Annotated in this window: 17 protein-coding genes; 13 read left to right on the top strand and 4 right to left on the bottom strand. The window is 59.3% G+C overall.

Going from position 1 to position 22,139, the window contains the following annotated elements:
• Positions 1-36: 36 nt before the first annotated feature.
• The 3 genes from ABIB60_RS12235 to ABIB60_RS12225 all read right to left on the bottom strand — a co-directional run bounded on the left by ABIB60_RS12235 (position 37) and on the right by ABIB60_RS12225 (position 3,298).
• A complete protein-coding gene (locus tag ABIB60_RS12235) occupies positions 37-405 on the bottom strand; it encodes a heavy-metal-associated domain-containing protein (protein ID WP_354580199.1) in 369 nt (122 codons plus the stop codon).
• A gap of 60 nt (positions 406-465) precedes the next feature.
• The gene (locus ABIB60_RS12230) at positions 466-2,760 is read right to left on the bottom strand and encodes a TonB-dependent receptor (protein WP_354580198.1); all 2,295 of its coding nucleotides are present in this window, start codon (positions 2,758-2,760) and stop codon (positions 466-468) included.
• 88 nt (positions 2,761-2,848) lie between these two features.
• Positions 2,849-3,298, bottom strand: coding sequence for an HYC_CC_PP family protein (locus ABIB60_RS12225; protein WP_354580197.1), 450 nt, complete (start codon positions 3,296-3,298; stop codon positions 2,849-2,851).
• Positions 3,299-3,607: 309 nt separating this feature from the next.
• On the opposite strand from ABIB60_RS12225, the gene mraZ reads away from it, so the two are divergent.
• The 13 genes from mraZ to ftsZ all read left to right on the top strand — a co-directional run bounded on the left by mraZ (position 3,608) and on the right by ftsZ (position 20,454).
• Positions 3,608-4,084, top strand: coding sequence for a division/cell wall cluster transcriptional repressor MraZ (gene mraZ, locus ABIB60_RS12220; RefSeq protein WP_354580196.1), 477 nt, complete (start codon positions 3,608-3,610; stop codon positions 4,082-4,084).
• 9 nt (positions 4,085-4,093) lie between these two features.
• The gene (gene rsmH / locus ABIB60_RS12215) at positions 4,094-5,023 is read left to right on the top strand and encodes a 16S rRNA (cytosine(1402)-N(4))-methyltransferase RsmH (RefSeq protein ID WP_354580195.1); all 930 of its coding nucleotides are present in this window, start codon (positions 4,094-4,096) and stop codon (positions 5,021-5,023) included.
• Between the two features lie 27 nt (positions 5,024-5,050).
• The gene (locus ABIB60_RS12210; protein ID WP_354580194.1) at positions 5,051-5,779 is read left to right on the top strand and encodes an FtsL-like putative cell division protein; all 729 of its coding nucleotides are present in this window, start codon (positions 5,051-5,053) and stop codon (positions 5,777-5,779) included.
• Positions 5,763-8,072, top strand: a complete 2,310-nt coding sequence (locus ABIB60_RS12205) for a PASTA domain-containing penicillin-binding protein (RefSeq protein WP_354580192.1) — start codon at positions 5,763-5,765, stop codon at positions 8,070-8,072. Before ABIB60_RS12210 ends, ABIB60_RS12205 begins: the two co-directional genes overlap by 17 nt.
• A 73-nt stretch (positions 8,073-8,145) precedes the next feature.
• The gene (locus ABIB60_RS12200) at positions 8,146-9,615 is read left to right on the top strand and encodes a UDP-N-acetylmuramoyl-L-alanyl-D-glutamate--2,6-diaminopimelate ligase (protein ID WP_354580407.1); all 1,470 of its coding nucleotides are present in this window, start codon (positions 8,146-8,148) and stop codon (positions 9,613-9,615) included.
• Positions 9,616-9,843: 228 nt separating this feature from the next.
• The gene (gene mraY / locus ABIB60_RS12195; protein ID WP_315998817.1) at positions 9,844-11,064 is read left to right on the top strand and encodes a phospho-N-acetylmuramoyl-pentapeptide-transferase; all 1,221 of its coding nucleotides are present in this window, start codon (positions 9,844-9,846) and stop codon (positions 11,062-11,064) included.
• A gap of 99 nt (positions 11,065-11,163) precedes the next feature.
• Positions 11,164-12,549 (top strand): UDP-N-acetylmuramoyl-L-alanine--D-glutamate ligase, encoded by a 1,386-nt coding sequence (gene murD / locus ABIB60_RS12190; RefSeq protein WP_354580190.1) that lies wholly within the window; start codon positions 11,164-11,166, stop codon positions 12,547-12,549.
• A gap of 157 nt (positions 12,550-12,706) precedes the next feature.
• Positions 12,707-13,885 (top strand): FtsW/RodA/SpoVE family cell cycle protein, encoded by a 1,179-nt coding sequence (locus ABIB60_RS12185; RefSeq protein ID WP_354580189.1) that lies wholly within the window; start codon positions 12,707-12,709, stop codon positions 13,883-13,885.
• An 83-nt stretch (positions 13,886-13,968) separates the two neighbouring features.
• Positions 13,969-15,063: an undecaprenyldiphospho-muramoylpentapeptide beta-N-acetylglucosaminyltransferase gene (gene murG / locus ABIB60_RS12180; protein ID WP_354580188.1), complete on the top strand. Its 1,095-nt coding sequence runs from the start codon at positions 13,969-13,971 to the stop codon at positions 15,061-15,063.
• A 46-nt stretch (positions 15,064-15,109) separates the two neighbouring features.
• The gene (locus ABIB60_RS12175) at positions 15,110-16,624 is read left to right on the top strand and encodes a UDP-N-acetylmuramate--L-alanine ligase (protein WP_354580187.1); all 1,515 of its coding nucleotides are present in this window, start codon (positions 15,110-15,112) and stop codon (positions 16,622-16,624) included.
• Positions 16,608-17,372, top strand: a complete 765-nt coding sequence (locus ABIB60_RS12170) for a cell division protein FtsQ/DivIB (protein ID WP_354580185.1) — start codon at positions 16,608-16,610, stop codon at positions 17,370-17,372. Before ABIB60_RS12175 ends, ABIB60_RS12170 begins: the two co-directional genes overlap by 17 nt.
• A 73-nt stretch (positions 17,373-17,445) precedes the next feature.
• Complete coding sequence (ftsA, locus tag ABIB60_RS12165) at positions 17,446-18,840, top strand: cell division protein FtsA (protein ID WP_354580183.1); 1,395 nt, start codon at positions 17,446-17,448, stop codon at positions 18,838-18,840.
• Positions 18,841-18,957: 117 nt separating this feature from the next.
• Positions 18,958-20,454 (top strand): cell division protein FtsZ, encoded by a 1,497-nt coding sequence (gene ftsZ, locus ABIB60_RS12160; RefSeq protein ID WP_354580181.1) that lies wholly within the window; start codon positions 18,958-18,960, stop codon positions 20,452-20,454.
• A 467-nt stretch (positions 20,455-20,921) separates the two neighbouring features.
• Here the strand turns inward: ftsZ and ABIB60_RS12155 are convergent, their stop codons facing one another.
• On the bottom strand, positions 20,922-22,046 hold the full coding sequence (locus ABIB60_RS12155) for a cytochrome-c peroxidase (protein ID WP_354580180.1): 1,125 nt from the start codon (positions 22,044-22,046) through the stop codon (positions 20,922-20,924).
• Positions 22,047-22,139: the final 93 nt, after the last annotated feature.

Raw genomic sequence — 22,139 nt, 5'->3', positions numbered from 1 at the left:
AAAGCCTCCCAACCAGTGGGAGGCTTTTTTGTGGCGTTAGTGCGTGCTGTTGGTCTTTTTGCAGCAGTCGGGTAGCCGGTCGTAGGCGCGGGCTTCGGCCGTTTGGTCGCCGGCATCGTAGCCGGTTTTCTGCACGGCGGTGCGCAGGGCGGCCGGGGTGGTTTTATCGGGGCGGTAGGTTACCGTGAGGATTTTGCTGGGTACATCCAAGGTAGCGGCCTGCACGCCTTTTTCGTAGGCCAACGACTTTTCGAGGCGGGCTTTGCACATGTCGCACACGGCGGATGTTTTTAGCTGCAGCGTTTCGGCACCATTGCTTTTAGCCTTCGGAGTTGTTTGCTGGGCAAAAGAGACGGACGAAAACAGGAGCGTGCAGGCGAGCAGGAAGGACGGGAAAAGTTTCATGTTGAGCAGGAGGTTTATCTGGTAATGAAAATGCGGGCAAAATGATTGCACCCCAGGCAGTTATTGCAGCGTAAACCGCAGGCCGGCGTACGTCATGCGGCCGTATACCGGGCCCCAGATCATGGCCGCGTCAAAATTCGGGCCGAAAGGTGCATAGGCACCTTCAATGGGGTTGGGCTGTCGGTAGTTAGTCAGGTTCTCGACGCCGGCATACACCTCAAACCGCTTAAAGGCGCGGGTGAGCTGAGTGTTAAGCAAGGCATAGCGCGGGGCATACATCAGGCTGGATTCGGCACCGTGCTGGTGGCCGCTGCCGGGGGCGTGGGCCAGCGGGCGGCGGCCAAAGCCCTGCACCGTAACGTCGGCCCGCCACTTATCGAAAGCCGTAGCGTAGCCCAGATTCAGAAACAGTCGGTGCCGGGGCGTGAGTACCCGGGGCAGCAACTCGCCGACGTAAGTGGTCTGCACATCCAGGTACTTATAGGCCGCTTTGGCCTGCAGGCCCTTCACCGGCTCCACCTGCACCTCCGTTTGGAAGCTGCGGGAAAAGCTGCGGCCCCCGGCTTCCAGGTTACCAATAAGCAGGTAAGAGGCTACCGAGTAGGGGTCGGCCACCACTTGGTTCTGGAATTCGGTGTGGTAGTAGTCGGTGATGAAGGTGCCGGGCCGCCCGAAGGCGTTGAAATATTGCGTGAACGAGCCACCCACGTTCCAGGCCGTTTCGGGCCGCAGGTTGGGGCTGATAACGAAGTCGCGGGAGCTGACCAACATACCCGCATTTTCAGCAATGGGGTTGGCCGTGCGCTGGCCCCGGCCGGCGGCCAGGCGCAGCACCGTGTTCTTGGCCGGGTCGTACTTCACGTTGAGGCGGGGCGTCAGGAACCAGCCGTAGAGGTTGTGGTAATCTAAGCGCAGGCCGGTTACTACCGTCAGGTTGCGGGCGTTCTGGTAGGTGTACTCGGCAAAAGCACCGGGCACTTGCTCCAAACGGTTGCGGTGCTCCCGGGCGTAGCGCTCCGCCGGGGTTTCGGTGGCATAGGTGAAGCCCGTACGGAATACTTCCCGAAAATCATCGTGCAGGAAGCTCAAGCCGGCCCGGTAGGTGTGGGCCGTAGTCCCGATAATGCTCTGGAACAGCAGCGTAGCCAGGCCGGTGGTCTGAGTGCCGTCGTAGGTGCGCAGACCGTAGCGGGAAGTGAAGTCGTGGCTGGTGCCGCTCAGGAGCAGGCCCAGGCTCTGGTAGGGCCGGCCGGGCCAGGTGTAGCTGGTTTTGGCGTAGCCCGTGTACCGGTCGGTTTCCTGGCTGGTGCCGTAGAACGGGCCCGGTTGGGCCTGGCCTTCCCGGTAGCCCAGCTGCCCGCCCTGACGGGTTTCGCGCAGAGCACCCACACCCACTTCCACTACCACACCCTTACCCGACAGATACTTCCACTTATTGAAGAGGTTGAACTGCGTAGCCAGTGGCAAATCCAGAAATGAGTCGTTGTTGCGGTCGACGCGGCGGCCCAGGTGGTCGGTGTGCAGCAGCAGGGCGGTGCTCACCTTTTTACTCACACGGGTGGCTAGGTTCAGGTTCACATCGAATTTACCCAGGTCGTTGCCATAGGCGTTGAACAGCAGCCGGTCGGTTTTGTCGGGTTCTTTCAGGCGCACGTTCACCTGGCCGGCAATGCTTTCGTAGCCGTTCACCACCGAGCCCATGCCCTTGATAATATCGATGCTCTCAATCCAGGGCCCCGCCAGGTAGCCCAGCCGGTAGGGCGTAGAGAGGCCCCGCAAGGCTGGCAGGTTGTCGATGGTGAGCAGAGAGTAGGCCCCATCCAGCCCCAGCAGCTGAATCTGCTTGGCGCCCGATACGGCATCGGTAGTCGAAACTTCTACTGAGGCGTTGGTCTCAAAGCTCTCGGCCAGGTTGCAGCAGGCCGATTTAGTCAGGTCGCGGCTGGTAATTACCTGGGTGTTAGTAGGCGTGAGGCCGGAGTAGGAAGGGGCGCGGCCTTCCACTTTCACCTCGCCCAGCTCTTGGGAGCGGCGCAGACTCACGCGCAGATAGGTGCTGCCCGCCTGCACAGTATCGGCCTGGTAACCCAGAAAATTGATGATCAGGCGGGTGTCGGGGCTGGCGGGGCGCACTAGGGAGAAAGAGCCCTGTGCGTCGGTGGTGGCCACCTCAGTGGGCGTACTCAGCCAGCGCACTACCGCGCCAGGTACCGGCGTATTGGTGGTGCCGTCCAGTACCTGCCCGCGCACGGGAGCCACCGAGGCATCGGGCGTTTGGGCCGTGCCTGGAAGGGCGCTGCCCAGCACTAGGCCCGCGGCGGCAGCCAGCCGACCGGGTCTTGAAAGAAAATTCATGATGATTAGGTAGTCAGCGTTTCTGATGGCCGATGCCTCACCGGCACAGCCCTTTGTACTCTCCCAGTAAGGGGAAACTCAGAAAACGCTAGACTACCAGTACGCCCACAAACGTGAGCAACTGCCGCCCGGCCCGGGATGGGGGGGAGGAGTCGGCGGCGTGCCAGCCCTGGGAGCCAGCTATGCAGATAAAAGCCGGTGTCGCCGCCCACATAGCCGGGGCGGGCCACTCCGGTATAACCGCCGGTACGGGTACTTTCAGCCAGGCCAACTCCGCCGAAGGAGCGTCTAGCTTGTGAAAATGGGCCCCGAACTCGCAGCAGGATGCGGCCACTTTCGTCGGGCCCGACTGCTCCAGGTCGTGCTGCTTGGCCTGCACCGGCGGGCAGCCGTGGCGCGCCGGGCTGAATACTACCGCCGCTGAGCGGTGGCCGCTTTGCCGACAGGTATGCTGCTGCACCGTGAGCCCCACCGAGGAGGTGAGAACTAGCAGAGCCAGCCAGCAACTGAAGAGCCTATGTAGCAAAGGGCGTTTCATATTCACCGGCAAAGATACAAGCTAAGCCGTGGACTTTCGGTGGCTAAATTTGGGGCCGCAGTGTACGAAATTACGGACCTTTGCCTGGTCGTTTGGGGCGTGTAGCCTCCTGAATACAGTACATTAAAAGTGGCTGCCATCTTGGCACTGCAAGCTACTGGTATGGGGTATTGATAGATAAAAAGTGCTTTTGGAGTAAATGAGGCTGGTTTTGATGGGTGGTAGAAAATGGTAAATAGTGGTGGGCTTTTCGGATGGGTTGCGTACTTTTGCTATATCCCGTTTCTATGCCTGCTCACTTCCCTCACCATGACCCAGCTGCTCTCCGGCGAATACGAGTGCAAGCTCGACCCCAAAGGTCGGCTGGTGCTGCCGGCCAAGGTGAAGGGCAACCTGCCGGAGGCCTCGGGTAACCAGTTGGTGTTGGTGCGCGGGTTTGAGCCCTGCCTGGTGCTATACCCCCGGGCTGCCTGGCGCGTGATTCACGAGAAGGTGATGGCCCTGGATGAGTTCAATGAGGAGTACCGGCAGTTTCAGCGCAATTTCTTCCGGGGCATGACGGAGGTGGAGCTGGACAGTATTGGCCGGTTTATGCTGCCGGGCACCATGCGCCGCTACGCTGGCCTCGAGAAGGAAGCCATTATTGTGGGCCTAGGTAACCGCTGCGAAATCTGGGACCCCACGCGCTACGACGATTTCCTGATCAAGGACCAGCAGAGCTTCTCCAAACTGGCCCAGAAATTCCTGACTCTTGACCCCACCGCCGCCAACCCGCTGGCGGCTTAACCTATTGCCTTGGACCACTACCAGAACGATACCGACTACCACCGCCCGGTGATGCTGCAACAGTGCCTGGAGGCGCTGGATTTGCAGCCCGGCGGCCGCTACGTGGACGTTACGTTCGGGGGCGGTGGGCACTCGGCCCGGATTCTGGAGCGCCTCGGCCCGGCCGGGCACCTGTACAGCTTCGACCAGGATGCGGATGCCGAGCAGGAAGCCGCTAAGCTGGCCAGCCCGGAGTTCACCTTCATCCGCAGCAACTTCCGCCACCTGCACCAGGAGCTGCAGCGCGCCGGGGCTTTGCCCGTGGACGGCCTGTTGGCCGATCTGGGCGTGTCCTCGCACCAGTTTGATACGCCGGAGCGGGGCTTCAGCACCCGTTTCGAAGGGCCCCTGGATATGCGCATGAACCCCGAGGGCGGGGAAACCTCGGCGGCCGACATTATCAACGACTACTCCGAAGCGGAGCTGCACCGCATTTTCGGCATGTACGGTGAGGTAACCAACGCCCGCACGCTGGCGGCCACGGTGGCCGCCGCCCGCCGGGGCCAGAGCCTCACCACCATCGGAGCCCTGAAAAAGGCCATTGCCCCCGTCATGCCCCGGGGTAAGGAAAATAAGTACCTGGCCCAAGTGTTTCAGGCCCTGCGCATTGAGGCCAACGACGAAATGGCCGCCCTGCGCGAAATGCTGGAGCAAACCGCTCAGGTGCTGCGCCCCGGCGGCCGGCTGGTGGTTATGAGCTACCACTCCCTAGAAGACCGGCTGGTGAAGAACTTTTTGGCCAAAGGCAAATTCTACGGCGAAGTGGAGAAGGATTTGTTTGGGCGCACCAACCTGCCCTTCGAGGTGCTCACCCGCAAGCCCGTGGAAGCCTCCCCCGAGGAAACGGCCCTCAATAGCCGCGCCCGCTCGGCTAAGCTGCGCATTGCCGTGAAAAAGTAGAAAGGCAGCAAACACTAACCCCGTAACATGGCCACCAATACCGTCCGTCCTGCTGAACAGCCCCGCGCCAACCGGCCCCGCGTGCTGGCTCCTGAGCCGGTGGTAGTGGCCGAGCCCCAGCCCGCGCCCGCACCGGCCCCGCGGGCCCCCAAGCCTCCGCGCCCGCCGCGCCCGGCCGTTGAAAAAAGTAGCTCCTGGAGCGTATTTACGCTGTTGGAGCGCGTTACGCGGGTAGATGGTCTGTTCCGGGAAGGGCTGCCGGTGCGCTACCTGCCCAAGTTGTTGTTCATCATGTTTCTGACCCTGGTGTACATCGGCAACACGCACTACGCCACCCGCATGAACCGTAGCATCCAGAAGCTGAAGGTAGAATCGGAGGATTTGCGCGCCGACTATACCACCCTGAAATCAGACTACATGGAGGCCAGCAAGCAGAGCGAGGTGGCCCGCAAAGTGGCCCCTTACGGGCTAGTCGAAAGCTCCTCGCCGCCCTTCCGCATTGCCGTGCCCGCCGGCCACCTCGATGAGGCTGAGCTGGACATGCTGCCCGTGCTCACCGCCGACTCGGTGGCGGCCCTGGTGGCCCGGGCCAAAGCCGACTCCCTGCGTCGCGTAGCCGGCCCCGCCGTGGGCGACACCGTGGAAATCGGGGCCCCGCCCGTGCCCATCGGCACCGATGCCGTGGGTGAGCCTACTACTGAATCATCTTCTTCCAATCGTTCCGCTACAACCCGCCGCAATGAAAGGAAACGTTAAAAAGAGCATTGTCACCCGCGTTCGGCTGGCTTTTTTGGGCGTGTGCCTGTTTTCCTGCGCCGTGGTGTGGCGTATCACGCACGTGCAGTTCACCGAAGGGGCCAAGTGGAGCGCCCTGGAGCAGGAGCGCCGCATTGTGTACCAGCCGGTATTTGCCACCCGCGGCAACATCTACTCCGATAACGAGAGCATCATGGCGACTTCCCTGCCCTTTTACCGGGTGGCCTGGGACCCCAGCGTGGTGAGTGATGAGCTGTTTAATCAGAAAGATGACTCCCTGGCGCTGATGCTGTCCCGCTTTTTCGGGGACCGGACGCCGCTGGACTACCTCTCCCGCCTCAACAAAGCCAAGCGTAACAAATCCCGCTACTTGCGCCTGAACTCCCGGCAAATCAACTTCCAAGAGAAGAAGGAGTTGGCGAAGTGGCCCATTTTCCGGGAAGGTAAAAACCGGGGCGGGGTGATATTTGAGAAGGTGGATAAGCGTTTCCGTCCCTTCGGCGGGCTGGCCCAGCGCACCATCGGCTTCATCAACGAAGACAAAAACGGGGCGGGCCTGGAGTTTACCTTCAACAAGCACCTAGCCGGCAAGGATGGGGAAGCTTTGTTCGAGCGTCTGCCGGGCGGTAACAAGCCCATTTACGATGGCACGGAGGTAAAGCCCCAGCCCGGCTACGACGTGAAAACCACCCTCGACATCAACCTCCAGGACGTGGCCGAAAATGCCCTGTACAAGTCCCTGGTGGAGAATAACGCTCAGTACGGCACCGTGATTCTGATGGAGGTGAAAACCGGCGAAATCAAGGCCGTGGCCAACCTGGGCAAGGTGGCCGAGGGCGTGTACCGCGAGGACTACAACTACGCCATTGCCGACCAGGGCCGCACCGAGCCGGGCTCTACCTTCAAGCTGGCCTCCATGATGGCCGCTTTCGAGGAAAACCCCGATCTGCAGCTCACCGATACTATCAATACCGGCAACACCGGCTCCAAGAAGATTGGCGGGGCCGTGAAAACTGACTCGCACCCCTACGGCCGCATTACGCTCCAGCAGGTATTTGAGAAATCCTCCAACATTGGCGTGGCCATGTTGGCCGACCGGGTATTCAACAAGAACCCCGACAAGTATACCGACTACCTCAAGAAATTCGGGCTGGATAAGCCCTTGGGCTTCCAGATGGCCGGGGAGGCGCGGCCCTACATCAAAGACCCCAAAGACCGGAGTTGGAGCCGTACCTCGCTGACTACCATGAGCATCGGCTACGAGCTGAAGCTGGCTCCGCTGCAGACGCTGGCCTTTTACAACGCCGTGGCCAACGACGGCGTGAAGGTGCAGCCCATCATCGTGCGCGAAATCAAGCAGGCCGATAAGGTACTGGAGAAGTACGAAGGGCAGGTGCTGAACCCCAAAATCTGCTCCGAGGAAACCCTGCAGAAGGTGCGCGCCATGATGGAAGGCGTGGTGGAGCACGGCACGGCCCGCGGCATCCGCACCACCGACTACCTGATTGCCGGTAAGACCGGCACCGCCTGGAAGTTCAAGAACGGTGCCTATACCAAGGTGTACTCCACCAGCTTCTGCGGCTACTTCCCGGCCGATAATCCCAAGTACAGCTGCATTGTGGTGGTGGATTCGCCCAAGAACGGCCGCATTTACGGGGCTGACGTGGCTGCGCCGGTATTCCGGGAACTGGCCGACAAAGCCATGGCCCGCGACGTAGCCTCGCAGCGCCCTCTGCTGGCCCGGGCTCCGGTGCGCAAGTCGCGGGTGCCGAACGTGCAGGCCGGCATGCAGGATGAGCTGACCATGATGTTCAGCAAGCTGGGCGTAACCCACAACGCCCCGGCCGGCGGCGAGGACTGGGTTCGTACCGCTAACCCGGATACCGAAAAGGCCAGCCTGACCCTGAAAGCCATGCCCGTGCGCCCCGGTCGGGTGCCCAACGTGCAGGGCCTGACGCTGCGCGACGCCCTATTTCTGCTGGAAAACCGGCGGCTGCGGGTGCGTTCTGTGGGCAGTGGGCGCGTGAAGGCGCAGTCGGTGGCAGCCGGCTCGGTGGCCCGGCCCGGCACCACGGTGGTGTTGCAGCTGGAACCCATCGGGGGGCGCCTGACCGCGCCGGTATTGCTGCCCGTTATGGCGCCGGAACCACTGGAAAACCGCACGCCCCGGTCAAACACTGCGTCTCGGCCGGTTACCTCAACCACCAAGCCGAAACCAGTGTCATCTGCCAAGCCCGCGGCCTCGAAAAGGGCAACGGCCGCTGCCAAAGTGCAAAGCAGGCCTAAAGCCTAAGCCGTGCCACCCGCTTCTTTCCCAAAACACTGCGCCGCTGCGCTTTACTCCGCTACACTCTGCCTTGAATACGCTGCCTACCTCCCTTTCTTCCCTGCTGAAACCCGTAACGGTGCTGGCCCAGCCCGGCCCCGCCGAGGTGACCATTACCAGCCTCACCCTGGATTCGCGGCAGGCGGGCCCTGGCACCGTGTTCTTCGCGCTGCGTGGTACCGCCACTGATGGGCACCAGTTCATTGCCAAAGCGGTGGAGCAGGGCGTGGCCGCGGTGGTGTGTGAGGAGCTGCCGGCCGCGCTGAATCCGGAAGTTGCCTACGTGCAGGTGCCCGATTCGGCGGAGGCTATGGCCCGGATGGCGGCGGAGTTCTACGGCCACCCCTCGCGTAAGCTGCAGCTGGTGGGCATTACGGGCACCAACGGCAAAACTACCTCCGCCACCATCCTGCACAAGCTGTTCCGGGAGCTGGGCTACCATTGCGGGCTGCTGAGCACGGTGCAGAACCAGATTGACGAGGAAGTTATTCCCAGCACCCACACCACGCCCGACGCCATCCGGCTGAATGAGCTGCTGGCGCGCATGCTCAAAGCCGGCTGCACCCACGTGTTCATGGAAGTAAGCAGCCACGCCGTGGTGCAGCACCGCATTACGGGCCTGCACTTCGCGGGCGGCATCTTCACCAACCTCACCCACGACCACCTCGACTACCACGGCACATTCGACGCCTACCTGAAGGCCAAAAAGGGCTTTTTCGATATGCTGCCGAAGTCGGCTTTTGCCCTCACCAACGCCGACGACAAGCGTGGCCCGGTGATGCTGCAAAACGTGACGGGCCGCCGCGAAACGTATTCTATGCGCGGTAATGGTAATTTCCGGGGCAAGCTCATCGAAAACGCCGTGCACGGTTTGCACCTGGAGGTGGACGGCCGGGAGGTGCAGTTTCGGTTGATTGGGGTATTCAATGCCTACAATCTGCTGGCCATTTATGGGGCAGCGGTGCTACTGGGCGAGGAGCCCACGGAGGTGCTCACCGTACTTTCGGGCCTGACCTCGGCCCCGGGCCGGTTTGAGCCGATTGTGTCGCTAAAAAGCCGCGTTACGGGCATTGTGGACTATGCCCACACTCCCGACGCGCTGGAAAACGTGCTCCAGACCATTGCCGATATCCGCCAGCCCAGTCAGCAGGTAATTACCGTGGTGGGCTGCGGCGGCAACCGGGACGGGGCCAAACGGCCCATCATGGCCCGCCTGGCGGCCGAGCTTTCCGACCGCGCCGTGCTGACCTCCGATAACCCTCGTTTCGAGGACCCCAACGATATTCTGGCCCAGATGCAGGCCGGCGTGCCCGCTGAGGCCCAGGGCAAAGTGCTCACCATTGCCGACCGGCGCGAGGCCATCAAAACGGCCGTGGCCCTGGCTGGCCCCAATGATATTGTGCTGGTAGCCGGCAAAGGCCACGAAACTTACCAGGAAATCAAAGGCATCAAAACCGACTTCGACGACAAGCAGGTGCTGGCTACCATGTTCGACCTGCTGGGAAAGTAGTTTTTCGTTGTTTGTTTTCAGGACTGTCATTCTGAGCAGAGCGAAGGATCTTATCACCGAATACAGTTTGTCGTGACAACGTCTAACGCGGGCGCGACTAAGGTTCTCCGCCCCACTCAGGATGACGAAGACCAACGAACAGGCAGCCAAAAACAACAACCAAACCCAAAAAACCGAATCTTTGCAGCTTGGAATTTCTTCGCCTGCCAACTGCTGACCCCCGCGCTCATGCTGTATTACCTCTTTAACTACCTCTACAAAACGTACCACCTGCCGGGTACGGGCGTGTTCCAGTACAGCTCGTTTCGGGCAGCACTGTCGGTAGTTACTTCCCTCATCATCGCGCAGTACTTTGGCGCTCCGCTGATTCGGCTGCTGCAGCGCCAGCAGATTGGGGAATCGATTCGGGATTTGGGTTTGCAAGGGCAGATGGAGAAGAAGGGCACGCCGACCATGGGCGGACTCATTATCCTGCTGGCCATTCTGGTGCCAGTACTGCTGTTTGCCAAGCTCGACAACATCTATATTGTGCTAATGCTGCTGAGCACCGTGTGGCTGGGCCTCATTGGCTTCGTGGATGACTATATTAAGGTAGTAAAGAAGGATAAGGAGGGCCTGGCCGGGCGCTTCAAAATTCTGGGCCAGGTGGGCCTGGGCCTCACGGTGGGCTGGGTGCTGTTCTTCAGTAACGACGTAACCGTGCGCCAGTACGCGCTGCCCAACGGCTCGTTCTCGGCCGTGGATGCCAGCTCGGTGTACCAGGATGTGAAGCTGATGATTACCACCGTGCCCTTCCTCAAAAACAACGAGCTGAACTACGGTGACCTGTTTGCCACGGCCGGCGACTTCTTCAACGAGTACTACGCCTTCTTCTACATTCCTATCGTCATCGTCATCATTACGGCCGTTAGCAACGGGGCTAATATTACGGATGGCCTCGACGGGCTGGCGGCCGGCACTTCGGCCATTATTGGTATCACGCTGGCCATTTTTGCCTTCGTAAGCGGCAACGCGTTGCTGGCTGACTACCTGGATATTATGTTCATTCCGAACTCCGGGGAGCTGGTTATTTTCTGCGCTGCCTTCGTGGGGGCCTGCGTGGGCTTTCTGTGGTACAACTCGTATCCGGCCCAGGTATTCATGGGCGACACCGGCTCGTTGGCCATCGGGGGTATCATTGCGGTGCTGGCCCTGATTGTGCGCAAGGAGCTGCTGATTCCGGTGCTGTGCGGGGTGTTCCTGATTGAGAACCTCTCGGTGATGCTGCAGGTGAGCTACTTCAAATATACCCGCCGCAAGTACGGGGAAGGCCGCCGTCTGCTGCGCATGTCGCCCCTGCACCACCACTATCAGAAGCTAGGCTACCACGAATCCAAAATCGTGTCGCGCTTCTGGATTGTGGGCATCATGCTGGCGGTATTGACTTTGGTTACTCTCAAATTGCGCTAATGACAGTTCCCGCAGAGGACGCAGAACTGTTCCAGAACGACTCTGCGCCCTCTGCGAAAAACACTGTGTCCTCTGCGGGAACCTGACCAAGAACGAATTATGCACTACGTCATTTTAGGAGCCGGTGAGAGTGGGGTAGGGGCGGCGCTGCTGGCGCAGGCCAAGGGCCACACCGTTTTCGTTTCCGATAAAAGCCCCATCCAGTCCGCGTACAAGCAAAAGCTAGAAGCCGCCGGTATTCCCTTCGAGGAAAACCAGCACACCGACGCTGAAATTCTGCGGGCCGATGAAGTGGTGAAAAGCCCCGGCATTCCGGAGAAGGCCCCCGTAATTCAGGCCCTGCGCGAGAAAGGTACGCCTATCATTTCCGAAATTGAGCTGGCCGGCCGCTACACCCAGGCCAAGTGCATCTGCATTACCGGCACCAACGGCAAAACCACCACCACGCTGCTCACCTACCACCTGCTGAAGGAGGCGGGCCTGAACGTGGGCCTGGCCGGCAACGTGGGCTACTCCCTGGCCGAGCAGGTTATTGAAGACCAACACGACTACTACGTGGTGGAGCTGAGCTCCTTCCAGCTCGATGATACCTACGACTTCCAGCCCTGGATTTCGGTGCTGCTCAACATCACCCCCGACCACCTCGACCGGTACAACTACTCGCTGGAGGAGTACGCTCAGGCCAAGCTGCGCATCATGCGCAACCAGGACAGCACCTGCCACTTCATCTACAACGCTGACGACGAGAATATTCAGCGCTACTTCAAGGCGGCATTGCGGCCCGTGCAGCAGTTGCCGTTCAGCCTGCACCACCGTCCCGACTACCATTTGGGAGCCTACTATATAGATGAGGAGCGGGTGTGCGTGGATCTGCAGCCGGGCTTCTACAGCAAGACGGAGGAAATAAACACGGCTGCCTCGCCGCTTATCGGGCAGCACAACCGCCAGAACATGCTGGCCGCCGTGCTCTGCGCCCGTCTGGCCGGCATCGAGAAGCCACAGATTGAAGCCAGTCTGGTCTCCTTCCACAACGCTGACCACCGACTGCAGCCCGTAGGCGAAGTCAACGGCGCCCGCTTCATCAACGACAGCAAGGCCACCAACGTGGAAGCCGCCTGGTTTGCCCTCGACGGTATCCGCCGGCCCATCATCTGGATTGCGGGCGGCACCGACAAGGGCAACGACTACTCCACGCTCATTCCGCTGGCCGAAAATCGGGTAAAGGCGCTGGTGTGCCTGGGTGTGGATAACGAGAAGCTCAAAGCTAGCTTTGGAGGGATAGTGCCGCACTTGGAGGAAACCCGCAGCATGACCGACGCCGTGCAGCGCGCCGCCGCCCTGGCTGCCCCCGGCGACGTAGTGCTCCTCTCGCCCGCCTGTGCTTCCTTCGATTTATTCCGAAATTACGAGGACCGGGGCCGGCAGTTCGCCCAAGCCGTGGCCCAACTCGCCGACGACCAGACCAACGAAGAAGCCAACGAATAAGCTGCAGTAAAAGAACGTCATGCTGAGCCTGCCGAAGCATCTCTACCGTGACGCAGCGGTAGTAGCCCAACGAAGCGGTAGAGATGCTTCGGCAGGCTCAGCATGACGTTCTAAAAGCTAACTCACTTCAACTCACTCATTCACCACTTCACTGCCCATGGAACCCATCACCAACTGGCTGCGCCAAAACCTGAAGGGTGACCCTATTCTATGGGGCATCGTGTTGCTGTTCTCGTTCATCTCCATTGCGGTGGTGTACTCGGCCACGGGTACGCTGGCGTACAAGAAGATGGGCGGCAACACCGAGTACTTCCTCATCAAGCACACCGGCCTGATTTTCGTGGGCCTGTTCTTCATGTGGCTGGCGCACCGTATCGACTACCGCTACTACTCGCGTCTTTCGCTCTACGCCCTCCTGATTTCGGTGCCGCTGCTCATCTTCACCTTCGTGATGGGCGGGGAAGTGAACGGAGCCTCGCGCTGGCTCACCATTCCGGTTATCAACCAGACGGTGCAGCCTTCCGACTTGGCCAAACTGGCTTTGATTTCGCACCTGGCCAGTATGCTCAGCCGCCGTCAGCAGCACGTAGAGGACTTCAAAACCACCCTGCTGCCCGTAATGCTGTGGGTAGGCGTGATTTGCGGGCTGATTATCCTGTCGAATGCCTCCACGGCCCTGCTGCTGTTTGCTACCTGCTTGCTGCTCATGTTCATAGGCCGGGTACCGTTCAAGCAGATGGCTGTAATGGTGGCTATTGGGGTGGTCGTGGGCGGCGTGGGCCTGAGCGCGGGCCAGCGGTACAAAACAGTGCTGTCCCGAATTGAAAGCTTCACCGACAAAAGCAAGCCTGTACCCTTCCAGCTGGAGCACGCCTACATTGCCGAGGCTACCGGCGGCATCTTCGGCAAGGGCCCCGGCAAGAGCACGGAGCGCAACATCATGCCCCACCCGTACTCCGACTTCATCTACGCCATTATCATTGAGGAATACGGCTTGGTGGGTGGCGTTGTCGTACTGTTCCTCTATCTCGCCTTTTTATATCGAGGATTAAAAACGGTGATGAACAGTTACGGTGCCTTCGGGGGGCTGCTTTCAGCGGGGTTGAGCTTTAGTCTGGTATTGCAGGCTATGGTGAATATGGGCGTGGCCGTGGGCCTGGGCCCGATTACCGGCCTGCCGCTGCCCCTACTGAGCATGGGCGGCACCTCCCTCATCTTCACCGGCATCAGCATCGGCATCATTCTGGCTGTGAGCCGCGGCGAGCGGGAAATCCGCCCCATGGTAGGCGAACCCGCCGATACCGCCCGCATTCCGCGCGTAACGCAGTACGCCTAACTGGTTTTTAGTTTTTGGTTTCTGGTCTCTTTCCGGGGCGGGGTCGCCAAAAACCAAAAACCACCAGCCAAAAACCAAACTCTATGAAACTCATCATCAGCGGCGGCGGTACCGGGGGGCATATTTTCCCGGCGGTGGCCATTGCCAACGAAGTGCGCCGCCGCCACCCCGAGGCCGAAATACTGTTTGTCGGGGCCAATGGCCGCATGGAAATGACCCGCGTGCCCGAGGCCGGCTACGACATTGTGGGCCTGGATATTGCCGGCCTGCAGCGCAGCCTCACGCCCAAAAATCTGCTGTTCCCCATTAAGGTGATGCGCGCCGTGCGCAAGGCCGGCAAAATCATTGAGAAGTTCCGGCCCGATGCGGTGGTGGGAGTAGGGGGCTATGCCTCGGCTCCGGTGCTCATGGCGGCCACCTCCCGTGGTATTCCGGCTCTTATTCAGGAGCAGAATTCCTACGCCGGCCTCGTGAATAAGCTAATGGCCCGGCGCGTGCAGCGTATCTGCGTGGCCTACGAGGGCATGGAACAGTTCTTCCCCGCCGACCGGCTGGTGCTCACCGGCAACCCCGTGCGAACCGAAATTGCCGATGGTCAGCGGGCCGAAGCCTTGGCGTTCTTTGGGCTGGATGCCAGCCGGCCGGTGCTGCTGGTCATTGGTGGCAGTCTGGGGGCTCGCACGCTTAACCAGGCCACGGCCGCCGCCCTACCTCGCCTGCGTGAGGCTGGCGTACAACTGCTTTGGCAAACCGGCAAAGTGTACTATTCCGAAGCCGAAAAGCAGGCCGCTCCCTTCGCCACCGATAACCTCAAGGCCCTGGAGTTCGTGCGCCGCATGGACCTGGCCTACGCCGCCGCCGACGTGGTGATTTCGCGGGCCGGGGCATTGTCGGTGTCGGAACTGTGCCTCACCGGCAAGCCCAGCATCCTGGTACCTTCGCCCAACGTGGCCGAAGACCACCAGACCAAAAACGCCCTGGCCCTCACCCAAAAGGATGCCGCCCTGCTCGTGCGCGACGCGGAGGCTGGCTCCCGGCTGTATAATGAGGCCCTGACCCTGCTCCAAAACCCAGCCCGACAACAACAGCTGGCTGCCAATATTCGGCAGCTGGCCTATCCGCAGGCCACCGCTACCATTGTGGATGAATTGTTGCGGCTGGTTCCTAACCGTGCATAGCTTCCGAGGCCACTTTCTATATTCCCAGTTCCTAACTCCTGGCCCCTTGAAAAAATACGTCTTCTTCCTCGGTATCGGTGGTATCGGCATGTCGGCCCTGGCGCGGTGGTTCCGGGCCAACGGCTACGAGGTGAGCGGCTACGATAAAACGGCCACCCCCCTCACGGAAAAGCTCACGGCCGAAGGCATTACCATTCACTACGAGGACGCCGTGGACAACATTCCGCTGGTCGTGCGCCAAAACCGGGAGCAGACGCTGGTAGTCCTGACGCCTGCCATTCCCAGAGACCATCGGGAATGGGCCTGGCTGCGGGAGCAGGGCTACGACATCCAGAAGCGCAGCCAGGTACTGGGCCTGCTCACTCAGGGCCATCCCACTATTGCGGTGGCCGGCACCCACGGCAAAACCACTACCAGCAGCATGGTGGCCCACCTGCTGCACCACGCCAGCGTGCCCTGCGCCGCCTTCCTGGGCGGCATCAGCGTGAACCTGGGCTCCAACCTGTTGCTGCCTGCGGAAATTCAGCACGAAGAAGTAAGAAGCATAAATTCTTCCGCAGCCATTGAAGGCTTGGCCACTGCCCCCGAAAAACCAACAGCCAACAACGAAAAACAGGCAACCAATATCCCGGTGGTGGTGGAGGCCGATGAGTATGACCGGAGCTTCCTGACCCTGTTTCCCACCGTGGCCATCGTCACCAGCACCGACGCCGACCACCTCGATATTTACGGCCACAAAGAGGCGCTGGTGGAGTCGTTTCGACAGTTTGTGGGTCAGATTCAGCCCGGCGGCACGCTCATCATCAACCACACCGCCGACCCCAGCGTGGCGGCGGCGGCCCCGGCGGGCGTGCGCGTCATCCGTTACGGCCTCTCACCCGAGGAAGGCCCCGAGTTGTACGCCACCGATATTACCGCCCAGGGCCACCGGTTCCACTTCACCCTCCACGGCCCCCAGGGCATTACCGATGGGCTGGTGCTGACTGTGCCCGGCTACCACAATGTGGAGAACATGCTGGCCGCCGCCTGCGTGGCCCAACTCTACGGCCTCAGCCCCGAACAGCTGCGCACTGCCGTAGCTGCCTATCAGGGCGTCAAGCGGCGCTTTGAGTTCATTCTGACGGCTGGCACTGCCGCCGCGCCTAAGGTATACGTGGATGATTACGCCCATCATCCACGCGAAATTGAGGCCTTTCTTCGTTCCCTACGGGCCCTGTATCCGGGCCGCCGGCTCCGCGTCATCTTCCAGCCCCACCTGTTCAGCCGCACCCGCGACTTTGCCCCGGGATTCGCTGAGAGCCTGAGTATTGCCGACGAAGTGGTGCTGCTGGATATCTACCCGGCCCGGGAGCTACCCATGCCCGGCGTCACCTCCGAATTGATTTTGTCCCAAATAACTGCCTCGGTAAAATCTTTGCAGACGAAAGAAGAAATTTTGCAAAATGCCGAAACCAATCTGAATTTTGACGTATTAGCCACCGTTGGGGCCGGCGACATTGATCAACTTGTTCCTCGTTTAAAGAATATTTTGGAAATTCGCTGGAATGGAGCTGAAGCGTAAAGCCAATAACCTGCTGTTTGCCCTGGGCTGCCTGCTGACGCTGGTGGGCCTGGGCGCATTTGCGGCCTTCCGGCAAGCCAACCGGCCGGTAGCCGGCGTGATTGTGTCCATCAGCAACGAGTTTAACAACTTCTTTATCAGTGAGCGGGAGGTTACCAGCTTGCTCACCCGCCAAGGCGAGGACCGGCTGGAAGGAGCTTCGCCGGCCGACGTAGACCTAAAAGATTTGGAGGCGCGCCTGAAGGCGCACAGCTTTGTGAAAGATGCCCAGGTGTACCGCGACTTGGCCGGTAACCTCCACGCTGATGTGCGCCAGAACCGGCCCATTGCCCGGTTGGTCCACACAGATTCGCGGCAGGATAGTTATCTGGATGCCGATGGACACCGTTTGCCGCTTTCTCCCTTGTTCACGGCGCGGGTAGTGCCGGTTAGCCGGCTTGGTGGTCAGCCCTTGTCGGCGGGCTTCTTTCAAGATAGCGCCGGTACCCGTTACCTGGAGTTTCTGCGCTACGTTGATGAGAAGCCTTTCTGGCGGGCTCAGGTGGCGGAAGTATTTGTAGGCCCCAACGGCAAGATTTCATTTACCCAGCAAGTCGGCGACCAACGGGTAGAATTTGGCTTTCCTGAGAATATTTCAGAAAAATTTGCGAAACTGATGGTATTTTACCGTCAAATTCCCCCTGTTCTCGGCTGGGATACCTATCACCGGGTAAATGTCGAGTTTAAAGATCAGATCATCTGCGAATAAAATTATCCGGCTAAAACGCTACCTTATAGCGAATTAGGCGGTTTTCTCCTGCAACCCTCTCGCCCTTCCTCCCATGCAACACGATAAGATTGTAGTCGGCCTTGATATTGGCACCACCAAAATTTGCGCCTTGGTTGGGCGTAAAAATGAGTTTGGGAAGCTCGAAATTCTGGGCATGGGTAAAGCCGTGTCGGAAGGGGTGGTGCGTGGTATCGTGTCGAACATCGACAAGACAGTGGATGCCATTAAGAAGGCTATCCGGCAGGCGGAGGAACAATCGGGTATCAATATTGGCGTCGTGAACGTGGGTATTGCGGGCCAGCATATCAAGAGCCTGCAGCACAATGGCAGCATCACCCGCGCGTCCGTCGACAATGAAATTACCCAGGCCGATGTGGAACGCCTGACCAGCGACATGTACCGCTTGGTCACGCCACCTGGCTCCCAGATTATCCACGTAATGCCGCAGGATTACAAGGTGGATTACGAAGAGGGCATCCTGGACCCCGTTGGCATGTCGGGCGTCCGTTTGGAGGGTAATTTCCACATCATCACGGCCCAAAGCACGGCCATCAACAACATCTATAAGTGCGTAACCAAGGCCGGGCTGGAAATCGACAACCTGATCCTGGAGCCGCTGTCTTCCAGCATGTCCGTACTGTCGGATGAGGAGAAGGAAGCGGGGGTTGCCCTGATTGACATTGGCGGTGGTACTACTGACTTGGCCGTGTTCAAAGATGGCATCATCCGGCACGCGGCAGTCCTGCCCTTCGGCGGCAATATCATCACCTCCGACATCAAGCAAGGCTGCTTAGTAATGCAGAATCAGGCTGAGCAACTGAAGGTGAAATTCGGCAAAGCCATTGCGGAAGAGGCTTCCGAATATGAAATTGTAAGCATTCCGGGCCTGCGCGACCGGGCTCCCAAGGAAATCAGCCTGAAGAACTTGGCCTACATCATTGAGGCCCGCATGGAGGAAATCATTGAGTTGGTATACGCCGAAATTCAGCGCCTGGGCTTCCAGGACAAGCTGGCTGCCGGTATTGTACTGACGGGTGGTGGCTCCCAATTGCAGAACCTGGTTCAGTTAGCTGAGTACGTAACCGGCATGGATACCCGTATCGGCTACCCGAATGAGCACTTGGGCAAGAGCAAGATAGAGGCCGTGAAGTCGCCGATGTACGCCACAACGGTAGGGCTGGTACTGGCAGGCTACCGTTCTGTTGAGGACCGCACGGCCCAGCGCGGCTATGAGGAGCCTGAGCCCAACCACTACCGGGCAGCTCCGGAACCCCGCCCAGTGGTACCTCCTGCACCTCAGCCCATTGCCGCGCAGCCTCAACAGGCCGCAGCTAAACCTGAGCAGGAAGCACCCAAGAAAACGTCGGGTGCCGGCGACTTTTTTCAGAAAATCATCAGCCGCACAAAAGGCTTGCTGATCGATGACTTCGACGACAAGCAATACTAACTGTCAATTGAGAATTGTGAATTAAAAATTAAAAATGGGCACTGATTTTGGTCGTGCGGAAAGCGAATTGCGCTCAATTTTTGATTCATAGTTTTTGATTTTTAATTGACTCAACCCATGAATTTCACTTTCGATATACCAGCGCAGTCTAAATCCATCATCAAGGTGATTGGAGTGGGCGGTGGTGGGTCCAATGCCGTGAACCACATGTTCAGCCAAGGCATCAAGGACGTAGAGTTTGTCATCTGTAATACCGATAAGCAAGCCCTGGCCTCCTCCACGGTGCCAAACCGCCTGCAAATCGGGGCCGACCTGACGGAAGGCCTTGGCGCGGGCGCTAACCCTGAGCGGGGCAAGCAAGCGGCAATCGAGAGCCGGGAGCAAATCCGGGAATTGCTGAGCAACGGCACCAAAATGGTGTTCATTACGGCGGGTATGGGCGGTGGTACCGGTACTGGTGCGGCTCCCGTTATTGCCAAGGTGGCCAAGGAGCTCGGTATTCTCACGGTAGGTATCGTGACGGCTCCGTTCATGTTTGAAGGCAAGAAGAAGCGCCAGCAAGCGGAACAGGGTATCAAGGAGCTCAGCGACAACTGCGACACGGTACTGGTGATTCTCAACGACCGGCTCCGTGAGATTTTCGGTAACCTGCCCATCCGATCGGCTTTTGCCAAGGCTGATAATGTGCTGAGTACAGCCGCTAAATCCATTGCCGAGATTATCACGGTAACGGCCGATGTGAACGTGGACTTTGAAGACGTGAAAACCGTCATGAAGGACTCCGGTGCGGCCGTAATGGGCAGCAGCATTACCGAAGGCGAGAACCGGGCGCAGCGTGCTGCCGAGGAAGCACTGGCCTCGCCGCTGCTGAACAACACGGATATCCAGGGTGCGCAGCGTATTCTGCTGAGCATTATGTCGGGCGACCAGGCCGAGCTGGAAATGGATGAACTCACCGAAATTACGGAGTACATCCAGGACAAAGCCGGCCAAAACGCGGAGGTGATTTTTGGCCACGGAGTAGACCCGACCCTGGGTCAGAGCATTCGGGTAACGGTAATTGCTACCGGTTTCGCCCGCGACGCGCACAACATTACCAATGTGGTGGCCCGCGAGCAGGACGCAGTGAGCACGCAGCCCGACCCCCAGATCAATATTTTTGACAAGGACCGGCAGGAGGCCGCCCCGGCTGTCCCGACGTTTAGCGCCCCCGCGCCTGTAGCGGAGCCCCAGCCCGTAACGCGCTACGACCTGGAAACATCGGCCCCAGCGCCAGTAAGCTATGAGTCGCCGGTAGTGGCCGCGCCTTCTATGCCTGCTCCGGAGCCTATGCTGTCGCAGCAGCCCAGCCAGCCCGCAACTACGCACCACACTTTGCCCCGGCCTTCTCTGGATGCGCGGGCAGAGGAGCGTCGGCAGCGTCTGCAGGCCCTGAGCAACGGGTTATCTAACGACGCCATCAAGGACCAGCTGGATACGCCTGCTTATTTGCGGCGCCAGGTAAAGCTGGAAAATGTGGTGCCTTCCTCGGAGCAGAATATCAGCCGGTTCAACTTGTCAGACGACAACGAATTGCTGGGCGACAACCGTTTCTTGCACGATAACGTGGATTAGCGCCAGCCGATTCGAGCTTCACCAGCAAAAAGCCCCCACAGATTTCTGTGGGGGCTTTTTGCTGCTTTTCAGCCTACCTAAGGTGTTATTGGGGACGTTGTCGAGTCGGTGAGAACAGTGTCGACGGGCATTCGGTCAGGCATGCCTGCCTCATTATCGGGGCTGAGGGGACGGTGCCCACTACTGCGGGGGCCAAGGGTGCAACTCAACAGCGCACTGCTCATAAGGGCAGATATCAGCAGAAGTTTCATAGGACAAGAGGGGAGAGGCGGAGAGAAGAGAGCATCCGATAGTGGGATTCATCCCAAATCGTTTACAAGAGTACTAGTGCATCATCGGATGCATAACTGCAGCCCGGGTATGGAACATGGTAATACCCAGTGTAGGAAGCAGCCGGCAAAAGAAACGGAGGCAAAACGCTCAGCTGATAAAACAAGAGAATCACCAAACCTGCCACTTAAGTAAGGTTACTGGCGAAATGGGTCAGAGAAGCGCTTATCCGTGAGGAAGGTAGAATCAGTGAGAGTTTTGAGGAAGGCGACAAGCTGCGTTTTCTCCTGAGCAGTAAGGTCGAGCTTGGTGCCGTTGGGCGTATTAGAGAGCAGCACGTTGGGGTCCACTCCAGGGCTATTGGCCTGCACGTGCTCATTGTAATGGTCGAGGACCTGCTCCAGGGTTTGAAACCGACCATCGTGCATGTACGGGGCTGTTTGGGCAATATTACGCAAACTGGGCGCTTTGAAACGGCCCCGGTCGGCGGGGGCATTGGTTACACCACTCCGGCCGGGGTCAGAGAAGCTGACATCTAGGCCATTATTAAAAAAATCGGGGGAGGTAAACAGGCCATTTTCACTGATGTGGCAATGGTGACAGGTGCCGCCCCGAATGAACAAACCGCTTACCTCTCCGGGGTGGTTATTGAACAACGCTGCCCCCGCCCGTTCGGTAGCCGTTAAGGTGCCTTCGCGACGTAAGTACTTATCATAGCGGGAGTTGGCTGAAATTAGGGTGCGCTCAAACTGAGCCAGTGCTTTCAGTACGCTGGCCTCCGTAATGGTACTGCTGCCAAAAGCCTGCTGAAACAGAGGAGGATACAGATCAGTTTGTTGCAGCTTGCGTACCCCCGCCGCGAGGGGCTGGTGCATTTCCAGTGGGTTTTCGATTGGCAGCCGGGCCTGGGTTTCCAGGCTAGTTGCGGCCCCATCCCAGTTCAGGCTCTTCTCCCAAAGCAAATTCACCAACGACATGGTATTACGCTGGTGAGCCTGCCCCTGCGCTCCAATGGCCCGTACCTGCGCATCAGTAAACGCCTTGCTTTGCTGGTGGCAGCTGGCGCACGACTGGGTGCCGTTGCCAGATAATCGGACTTCGTAGAAGAGCTTGCGCCCCAGTTCCACTCCTTCCACCGTCAGCGGATTATCAGTGGGTAAGGATACGTTCTGGGGCAGGCCAGCTGGTAGCACCAGGGGGTAAGGGGTGGCGGCGTACGGGGTTTCATCTACTATGCCCTTTTTTTCACAGCTGCCCAGCAAACCCGCCAGGAGAACGGGCAAAATGACAACCGTACGGAACCGAAGTAAGGGAAGCGGCATAGTGCGTGGTAAAAGGGGGCTGCCTGAAGATAGGTATTTCAGCTGAACGCCCCCCAGCTGGTTGCGGGTTCCGGCTGGGGTAGTTTAGCCGGA

The sequence above is a fragment of the Hymenobacter sp. UYP22 genome (genome assembly GCF_040547285.1).
Lineage (GTDB): Bacteria > Bacteroidota > Bacteroidia > Cytophagales > Hymenobacteraceae > Hymenobacter.
The sequence above is the reverse complement of the archived record's forward strand: the minus strand, read 5'-3'. Positions and strand labels throughout refer to the sequence as shown.

Coding starts and splice junctions, on each gene's coding strand:
- murD (WP_354580190.1), top strand. CDS start 11,164: ATGCACTACGTCATTTTAGGAGCCGGTGAGAGTGGGGTAGGGGCGGCG.
- ABIB60_RS12230 (WP_354580198.1), bottom strand. CDS start 2,760: ATGAATTTTCTTTCAAGACCCGGTCGGCTGGCTGCCGCCGCGGGCCTA.
- ABIB60_RS12205 (WP_354580192.1), top strand. CDS start 5,763: ATGAAAGGAAACGTTAAAAAGAGCATTGTCACCCGCGTTCGGCTGGCT.
- murG (WP_354580188.1), top strand. CDS start 13,969: ATGAAACTCATCATCAGCGGCGGCGGTACCGGGGGGCATATTTTCCCG.
- mraY (WP_315998817.1), top strand. CDS start 9,844: ATGCTGTATTACCTCTTTAACTACCTCTACAAAACGTACCACCTGCCG.
- ABIB60_RS12235 (WP_354580199.1), bottom strand. CDS start 405: ATGAAACTTTTCCCGTCCTTCCTGCTCGCCTGCACGCTCCTGTTTTCG.
- ABIB60_RS12210 (WP_354580194.1), top strand. CDS start 5,051: ATGGCCACCAATACCGTCCGTCCTGCTGAACAGCCCCGCGCCAACCGG.
- ftsA (WP_354580183.1), top strand. CDS start 17,446: ATGCAACACGATAAGATTGTAGTCGGCCTTGATATTGGCACCACCAAA.
- ABIB60_RS12225 (WP_354580197.1), bottom strand. CDS start 3,298: ATGAAACGCCCTTTGCTACATAGGCTCTTCAGTTGCTGGCTGGCTCTG.
- ABIB60_RS12185 (WP_354580189.1), top strand. CDS start 12,707: ATGGAACCCATCACCAACTGGCTGCGCCAAAACCTGAAGGGTGACCCT.
- mraZ (WP_354580196.1), top strand. CDS start 3,608: ATGACCCAGCTGCTCTCCGGCGAATACGAGTGCAAGCTCGACCCCAAA.
- ftsZ (WP_354580181.1), top strand. CDS start 18,958: ATGAATTTCACTTTCGATATACCAGCGCAGTCTAAATCCATCATCAAG.
- ABIB60_RS12155 (WP_354580180.1), bottom strand. CDS start 22,046: ATGCCGCTTCCCTTACTTCGGTTCCGTACGGTTGTCATTTTGCCCGTT.
- ABIB60_RS12170 (WP_354580185.1), top strand. CDS start 16,608: ATGGAGCTGAAGCGTAAAGCCAATAACCTGCTGTTTGCCCTGGGCTGC.